This window comes from Ursidibacter arcticus (genome assembly GCF_009761375.1).
GTDB lineage: Bacteria > Pseudomonadota > Gammaproteobacteria > Enterobacterales > Pasteurellaceae > Ursidibacter > Ursidibacter arcticus.
The window spans coordinates 1-6,740 of record NZ_LEKM01000124.1; the positions used below are offsets into that span (position 1 = coordinate 1).

Here is a 6,740-nt window from a genome sequence, read left to right on the forward strand (position 1 = left end):
ACAAAATAAAATCTGTTATTTTTCAATTGGTTATAACTTTCCTTGTAGGGACGCCACGCTGGCGTCCGAATGAAAAAAGACTTTGTCAATAATCTGAGCGGAAATATTTCCGCTTTTTTTATTAGTTTTACCACCCTAACGCTTGGTGGGCGACCAAGTTGCGTAATGGTTTAGCGTGATTTAAGGCAATTAAACCTAGATTACGGGCAACTTGAACAGGCAGAAAATCGCAAGAAAATAACGTAATCAGACCGCTTGTGGTTTGCATAATACGCTGTTGATCGGCTAAACGCTGTTGTTCATATTCGTTCAATAATATAGAGCCACCAATATCTTGTTTCTTCTCAAAAGCCTGACCAACGAGATTTGCCAACGCAAAGAGATCTCGCATTCCTAAGTTAAACCCTTGCCCTGCAACTGGGTGTAATAGCTGTGAAGCGTTTCCCACAATTGCGAGTCGATGATGGATATGCGAACTTGCCTTTTGAGATGAAAGCGGATAGACAAAGCGTTTGCTAACTTGAGTAAATTTCCCTAATTTCCAGCCAAATTGTTGTTGAATAGCCTGTAAAAAGTCTGTGTCAGACATTGCCATCGCTTGAGTAGGATCTTGCAAGCACCAAACGAGCGACATTGTATTATCAGCTAAAGGAAGTAGGGCGAATGGGCCCTGTTTCGTAAAACGCTCAAAGGCTTGGTTATGATGTGGAGCGTTTGTTTTGACATTAGCAATGATTGCCGACTGCTGATAATCTCGAATAAAGTCAGTGCTTACGCCACACTGTTGAGCAATTTGAGATTGAATACCGTCTGCGGCAACGAGTAAAGATGTTGTAATTTGTTTATTGCTCTGTAAGGTAATTTGACAAGCGGTAAGATCACGCTCAATTTTTACAACAGTATCAGGGCAAAAAATCTGAATGTTCGACTGTTGAGCAATCAGTTGATTAAGCTGTTCGCCTAATGTTGCCAGCTCAACCACCACGCCTAGTTGCGGTAAAGCTAATTCATCGGCTTTTAAAGTGGTTTTGCCAAAATGGTTTTGGTCAGAAACGTGAATTTGTTGAATTGATGTAGCGATTTTTCGGATACGTTCGGCAAGATTTCCGCCCACAAGCGGTTCGATTTTCGCTAATTTTTGCAAGCTACCATAAGCCAACGCAATGGAGCGAGCATCAAATCCCCCTTGTTCCGCATAGTTTGGTGAGTTTTTTTCGATAATCGCAATATTAAGCTGATGAGCATTGGCGGAACTCAATGCAAGTGCAAGGATTGACCCTGTAATAGCACCGCCGACAATCACGACATCGGCATCTAATTTTTCTCGTGTTTCTGACCCTTCAGCCATTATTTTACCTCAATCAATGCTTTGTTGTTGTCCGCATCAAACAGTTTCCCAACAGGGTATAGTGAAACGTGAGCTGCTTTTGCAATTTGTTGAACGGAAGCGACCGCTTCAGGCTTAACCGCAATCAGTAAACCGCCAGATGTTTGTGGATCACATAAAATGGCTTTCTGTTGATCGGTAAGTGGCGAAATCCATTGCCCATAGCTATCAAAATTACGTTGTGTTCCACCAGGTACTGCACCTTGAGCAATATACTCTTTTACGCCATCAAGGGTATGAATTTGTTCACTATATACTTCGGCTCTTAATTGAGATCCTTGGCATATCTCGGTTAGGTGTCCTAATAAACCAAAGCCTGTCACATCAGTCATTGCGGTAATTTCAGGAATTTTAGCAAATTCAGCCCCGACTAAATTTATCTGGCACATTACATCACGCGCAAGATTTTTATGCTCCGCTTTGAGTTTTCCTTGTTTTTCCGCAGTGGTTAGTACGCCAATACCCAATGGTTTGGTTAAGAATAATTCACAGCCAGCTTGAGCAGACGCATTTTTTTTCACTTGCTCCGTTGAGATAATACCTGTTACCGCTAAACCGAAGACAGGCTCTGGCGAGTCAATAGAATGTCCTCCCGCTAAGGCAATACCTGCTTGCTGACAAGCAAAACGTCCACCCTCTACAATTTTTTGTGCGACTTCGGCAGGTAATTTATTGATTGGAAAACCCAAAATAGCTATTGCCATAATAGGTTTGCCCCCCATCGCAAAAATATCACTAATCGCATTCGTGGCGGCAATTCGCCCAAAATCAAAAGGATCATCAACAATTGGCATAAAGAAATCGGTTGTACTGACGATACCGACACCATTACCAATATCATAGACGGCCGCATCATCTTTTGTTTCATTGCCGACTAATAAATTCGGATCGATAAATTTTGCTTGTTCCGTATGCAAAATTTGTTCTAAAACTTTAGGGGAAATCTTACAGCCACAGCCAGCACCGTGGCTATATTGGGTTAAGCGAATCGGTTCGTTTTGCATAATGTACCTCTGTTCTTATTTAGCCTAAATAAAGATGGTTAGCTCAATTCTACTCCGATTTGCAAAAAATTGACAGTAACCGACCGCTTGTAACTATGCTAAACTAGCAATATCGATCAATTTTACACTCAATCACTATGCCAATTATTAACCAATCTGCCCTTGTTGCTTATAGTGCGGAGCAGATGTATCAACTTGTAAACGACTATGAAAAATACCCACAATTTTTATCGGGCTGTGTGGGAGCAAGTACGCTAAGTTTAGGTGAAAATGAGCTGAATGCAGAGCTTGTTATTCAGAAACTGGGAATTAGTCAGCGTTTTAGTACGCACAATACGATGATCCCGAATCAGAAAATCACAATGGAGCTATTAAACGGGCCTTTTCGTTATTTGAAAGGCTACTGGACGTTTCAGCCCTTTGACGAGCAGAGTTGTAAAATTACCTTACAGCTTGAGTTTGAATTTTCAAATACCTTAATTGCAATGGCATTTGGCAAGATTTTTAATGAACTTACTTTAAAAATGGTCAATGCGTTTAAACAACGAGCTAAGGAGATCTACGGTGTCTGATGCTGAGAAAAAAGAAAAAATTGTGGTAGAAGTGGTTTATGCTTATCCCGAAAAGTATTTTTTGAAAAAGATCGAATTAGAGAATCCGATCTCAATTCAGAATGTGATTTTACAATCGGGCGTATTGCAAAAATATACGGAAATAGATTTAAGAGAAAATAAGATCGGCATTTTTAGCCGTCCTGCGAAACTCACCGATCTAGTTGAAAATGGCGACAGGATCGAAATCTACCGCCCACTCGTTGCCGACCCGAAAGAGATTCGCCGTAAACGAGCAGAGCAACAGAAGAAGTAAAAATTATCCCAACAGCTTATTCATTCTCTTAATAAACGCTGTTGGGTTTTCTAATGTGCCACGTTCAGCAAGGAGTGCTTGTTCAAAGAGTAACTCAATCCATTCATTAAATTGATCTTCATCGGCAATATCTGCCACACGTTTTACCATTGCGTGATCTGGGTTTAGCTCAAAGGTATATTTAACTTCAGGTGCTTGTTGCCCCATTGCGGCAAAGAGTTTTGCCATTTGTGTCCCCATTTCGTCACTGTCCGTAGAAACAACCGCAGGCGTATCAGTTAAGCGGTGAGTTAATACCACTTTTTTGACACGTTCACCAAAGTAATTTTTAGCACGATCTAAGAATGAGGAAAATTCTGCCTCTTGAGCTTTTTGGCTCTCTTCTTCCTGCTTATCAGCAAGATCGCCTAAATCCAAATCTGATTTGGTAATGCTTTGTAATGGTTTTCCGTCAAATTCCGTTAAATAGCTTAACATCCATTCATCAATACGGTCTGAAAGCAGTAAAACTTCAATGCCTTTTTTGTTAAATAGTTCTAGATGCGGGCTATTTTTAGCAACTTGGTAGCTGTCTGCGGTTAGGAAGTAGATCGCTTTCTGACCTTCTTTCATTCTTGCAATATAATCCGCTAAACTCACCGCTTGTTCGCTACTATCACTATGGGTTGAGGCAAAACGTAATAGTCCTGCCACTTGTTCTTTGTTAGCAAAATCTTCACCCACACCTTCTTTTAGTACCAAGCCGAACTCTTTCCAAAATTGTTGGTATTGCTCTGGGTTATCCTTCGCCAGTTTTTCTAGCATTTGTAAGGTGCGTTTTGTTAAAGCTGTGCGTAATGCTGCGGTTGTTTTGTTATCTTGTAAAATTTCACGAGAGACGTTGAGCGGTAAGTCGTTTGAGTCGAGTAAGCCACGCATAAAACGCAAATAATTTGGCATAAAGACTTCCGCATCGTCCATAATAAATACACGTTGAACATAGAGTTTTAAACCGTGTTTTTGATCACGATTGAAGAGATCCCAAGGCGCTTTGCTTGGTACATAAAGTAAGCTGGTATATTCTTGTTTACCTTCCACTTTGTTGTGTGACCAAAGGAGTGGATCGGCAAAATCGTGGCTAATGTGTTTATAAAACTCTTTGTATTCTTCGTCAGAAATTTCAGATTTTGAACGTGTCCAGAGAGCTTGAGCTTTATTGATTTTTTCCCATTTTGTACCGATTTCTTTGCCTTCATCATCAAATTCTTTGGTTTGGATTTCAACAGGCAAGCCGATATGGTCGGAGTATTTACTGATGATGTCACGCAAACGCCATTCGCTTAAAAACTCTTTTTCGTCTTCACGCAAGTAGAGAATAACATCAGTACCACGTTCGGATTTTTCAATATCTGCAACGGTATAATCGCCTTCGCCTCTTGATTCCCATAGCACACCTTGAGAAGAGGCTAAACCTGCTGCACGAGTACGCACAGTCACTTTTTCTGCAACAATAAAGGCAGAGTAAAAACCGACCCCGAATTGCCCGATTAGTTGGCTATCTTTAGCTTGGTCACTACCTAGTGCAGTTAAAAATTCTTTTGTGCCTGATTTTGCGATAGTACCAAGATGGTCGATCACTTGTTCACGGCTCATACCAATGCCGTTATCGCTGATCGTAATAGTACCAAGTGTTTCATCAACACTGATACGCACGCGTAATTCGCCATTGCCTTCATATAAATCGGGGTTAGAAAGTGCTTTAAAGCGTAGTTTGTCTGCTGCGTCCGAAGCGTTAGAAATTAGCTCTCGTAAGAAAATTTCTTTATTTGAATAGAGTGAATGAATCATCAATTGAAGTAATTGTTTAACTTCTGATTGAAAACCACGGGTTTCTTGATTTGTACTCATATTATCCTCTTAGATCATTTGAATTATTTATATAAAAGTGGGGAGGTAAATGGGGTAAAAAAATGAAGTTTCAAGGGTAAGAGCTTAATAAAAAGAGTTATCAGTTTGTATTGATAACAGTGAAGCAAGTATTTTAATAAAATAGACTTTACAAATTTTACTTTTAAAAATAAAATTGTCTAAAGGATATACAAACAATGTTTCTTTGAGGAAATCAAAATGAGAAAACTACTTTTAAGTGCCAGTGTCATTACAATGCTAACAGGTTGTGTGGCGGGAACGACTATTTCATTACCTTCGGATACTTATTTTGCGACTGATAGTGCAACAATTAAGCCTTCTGCTCAAGATAGTATCAGAGAAGCTGCAGGACGTATTCACCGTAATATCCTGACTATCAACCATATTATTGTGGAAGGAAATACAGATAATGTGGGTAATGCTTCTTATAATGTTCAGCTATCTAAACGTAGAGCCCAAGCTGTTGCAAATGAATTATTAGGGTATGGTGTTCCAGGTAGAATGATTAGCGTTCGAGGCAATGGTGAAGCTAAACCTATCGCAAGTAATAGTACTCAGTTGGGTAGAGCTCAAAATAGACGAGTAGATATTATTGTTCAAGGCAGTATGTTACTTCCATAAGTTGTAATTTGGTGTAATGGACAAAAATTCCACATTTTTGTCCATTACACCGTAATTTATAAGCAAATTTATATCAAATTGCTATAAATTGAGAAAAGGTATAGTAGACAAAAGTGTTGGTTTTAATTATTTTCTCTAATTATTGATCTACCCCCCAAAAATTGATAAATCCTACCGCTTATGTGGGAGTTTTTGCCAAGTAACTTCATTACGAAGGTAAACTGGTTCAATATCCATTGCAGATTGTGTTTTCCCTTGTTGATAGTCTTGTTCGGCAAGAGAAAGCATATAACGAGCGGATGGTAAGGTAATATCGCTCACGACAAGCGGTAAGTTTGATTCACTAAATTGCGAATAGGCAACCCAACCTGTTCCTACTACGACAGGCTCTCGTTCTATTTGGATTTGTTCTATTGCTTTTTCGGGTGAGCAAACTTGCTCCGCCACCACTTCAAACCACCCCTGTTCATTGCGGCTAAACTGAGCAAAATAAACTTCATTCATTCGAGCATCAATTAAAGCCACGACTTCTGTTTTTCCTAATTGCTGATAAGCACTTTCCGCCATTGCTAGTAAATTTGAGACAGCAATAACAGGTAATTCCGCACCTAAAGCTAGACCTTGAGCAATACCAACGCCTACACGCACACCAGTAAAACTCCCTGGTCCACGTCCGAATGCAAGTAAATCAACTTGTTTTATGGTTAAATTGGCTTGTGTTAGTAACTCATCGATCATCGGTAAAATACGTTGTGTATGAGTTCTTGGGCTAAGTTCATCTAAAGTAGAAATACTTTCTTGATGTAGTAAAGCCACTGAACACGCTTCAGTGGCTGTATCTAAGGCTAAAATTGTTTTCATTATCTTACTCAAAAAGCACTACTTTTATAAAAAGCACTCAGACTGATGACAAGCCCTAATTTGTTGTATTCAATAAACGGACGCCAGCGTGG

7 protein-coding genes are annotated in these 6,740 nt (G+C 39.7%); 3 read left to right on the forward strand and 4 right to left on the reverse strand.

Annotated elements, in window-relative coordinates; all coding sequences use genetic code 11:
- Window positions 1–127: 127 nt before the first annotated feature.
- Entirely contained in the window at window positions 128–1,348 is a 1,221-nt protein-coding gene (ubiH, locus tag A1D25_RS05000; RefSeq protein ID WP_157394602.1) for a 2-octaprenyl-6-methoxyphenyl hydroxylase, read from the reverse strand.
- Window positions 1,348–2,391, reverse strand: a complete 1,044-nt coding sequence (gene selD / locus A1D25_RS05005) for a selenide, water dikinase SelD (RefSeq protein WP_157394603.1) — start codon at window positions 2,389–2,391, stop codon at window positions 1,348–1,350. Before selD ends, ubiH begins: the two co-directional genes overlap by 1 nt.
- 137 nt (window positions 2,392–2,528) lie before the next feature.
- Between selD and A1D25_RS05010 the strand changes: the two genes are divergently transcribed.
- On the forward strand, window positions 2,529–2,963 hold the full coding sequence (locus tag A1D25_RS05010; protein WP_157394604.1) for a type II toxin-antitoxin system RatA family toxin: 435 nt from the start codon (window positions 2,529–2,531) through the stop codon (window positions 2,961–2,963).
- Entirely contained in the window at window positions 2,923–3,258 is a 336-nt protein-coding gene (locus tag A1D25_RS05015; protein ID WP_157394605.1) for an RnfH family protein, read from the forward strand. Before A1D25_RS05010 ends, A1D25_RS05015 begins: the two co-directional genes overlap by 41 nt.
- 3 nt (window positions 3,259–3,261) lie before the next feature.
- Here the strand turns inward: A1D25_RS05015 and htpG are convergent, their stop codons facing one another.
- Window positions 3,262–5,145: a molecular chaperone HtpG gene (htpG, locus tag A1D25_RS05020; protein ID WP_157394606.1), complete on the reverse strand. Its 1,884-nt coding sequence runs from the start codon at window positions 5,143–5,145 to the stop codon at window positions 3,262–3,264.
- Window positions 5,146–5,364: 219 nt separating this feature from the next.
- Between htpG and A1D25_RS05025 the strand changes: the two genes are divergently transcribed.
- Window positions 5,365–5,787, forward strand: a complete 423-nt coding sequence (locus A1D25_RS05025; protein WP_157394607.1) for an OmpA family protein — start codon at window positions 5,365–5,367, stop codon at window positions 5,785–5,787.
- A 171-nt stretch (window positions 5,788–5,958) separates the two neighbouring features.
- Here A1D25_RS05025 and tsaB read toward each other — a convergent pair whose 3' ends face one another.
- Complete coding sequence (gene tsaB, locus A1D25_RS05030; RefSeq protein ID WP_157394608.1) at window positions 5,959–6,651, reverse strand: tRNA (adenosine(37)-N6)-threonylcarbamoyltransferase complex dimerization subunit type 1 TsaB; 693 nt, start codon at window positions 6,649–6,651, stop codon at window positions 5,959–5,961.
- Between the last annotated feature and the right edge of the window lie 89 nt (window positions 6,652–6,740).